The sequence below is a fragment of the Streptomyces recifensis genome (genome assembly GCF_002154615.1).
Classification (GTDB): Bacteria; Actinomycetota; Actinomycetes; order Streptomycetales; family Streptomycetaceae; genus Streptomyces; species Streptomyces griseoluteus.
The window spans coordinates 1-1,350 of record NZ_MUNH01000008.1; the positions used below are offsets into that span (position 1 = coordinate 1).

General features: G+C 77.5%; 1 protein-coding gene. It reads right to left on the reverse strand.

Features of this window, described 5'->3' with window-relative positions; translation table 11 throughout:
- A partial coding sequence (locus tag CCN33_RS00440; RefSeq protein WP_279628129.1) for an SAV_2336 N-terminal domain-related protein occupies window positions 1–1,350 on the reverse strand: 1,350 nt, incomplete at both ends.

Genomic DNA, 1,350 nt, shown 5'->3' on the forward strand with positions numbered 1-1,350 from the left:
CCGTGCCGCCCTCCTCCCCGCGCGCCGGGTGGCCGGTACCGCCGAGCTGGGCGAGGGCGAGGGCCGGGAAGTTGGCGCCGCCCTTGCCGAAGCGCTGCTCGATGTACTCGGAGCAGTGCTTGAGGACGAGCAGGGCCTCGTCCCGGCCGAGCGTGGACAGCAGCGCCTCCCGCACCTCCGGCTCCATCTCGTACCACTGCCCGGCGTCCGGCCCGTGGTCCTCCCCCGCCCGCCGGACGAGGCCGCCGAGCAGCACCTCGGCCAGTTCGGCGGGGCCCGAGCCGGGCAGCATGGTGCGCTGCACCAGCCGCATCACCGGCAGACAGAGCGGGGCGGCGGCGAGGTAGACGGCGAGGCGGCCGGCGGCCGGCGAGGCGGCTGAGCGGAACCGGCTGACCCGCTCCACCGGCGTCGGCGTGCGTCCGCCGCGCGTCTGTGGTGCGGGCGGCTGGTCCGCGCGCACCCAGCCGACCGCGCCGGACACCGGCCCGGCACCGGCCCCGGCGAGCAGCCGCGCCCACGCCCCGAGCGCCACGGGTTCGGGCGGCAGCACCGGCACGGGCAGCACGCCGGGCGGCGGTACGACGGGCGCGCCGTCGGGGGTGCGGACGCGCAGCGCGGTGCCGCCGGGGGTGTCGCCACGGGTGAGTCGGCCGTACGTGACCGGCAGCCGGGTACGGCTCCACAGGCGCTGCGGGAGCGGCTGGAGCACGGCGACGGGGGCGAGCCGGGCCAGCCGGTGCAGCAGCCGGTGCGCGCTCCCGGACCGCCACAGCGGGCCGGCGCAGTCGCTGACCAGCAGGGTGATCCGGCGCCCGGTGGGGTCGCTGAGCCGGTCCACGGTGTGCTGCGGGGCCCCGCGCGGATCGGCGCTGGCGCTGACCGTGGCCTCGCCGTCGGGACCGGTGTGCAGATGGGCGATCCGGATGTCTCCGAAGGCGCCCAACTGTGCGAAGACCTCTTCCAGCTCGGCGAAGAGTCGGTCCCAGACCCGCATCGAGGGCGCGGCGTCCAGCACCAGTTGCAGCCGGGCGTCTCCGCGCCGTACCTCGCGGTACACGGGGAGGATCAACCCCCCTGCGTTGGCACTGAGTTCGGCGGTGGCGGTCTCGTCCAGCTCGCGGCGGAGCGGAGGTGCCGCGCTGTGGTACGCCTGCAAGGGCCGCAGCGCCCGCTGGAGTTCGAGGGTGGAAGGCAGTGCGGGGGCGGCCGGGACGCCGACCGGGAGCGCGGTGAGCCGGGTAGCGGGCCCGACACGGGTCCGGCCGTCACGGGCCGCCGGGTAGAGGGGGACGCTCCGGTCGGGGCCGGTGGCCGGGACCGCGGTTTCCCCGCCCCGGGGGAAACCGC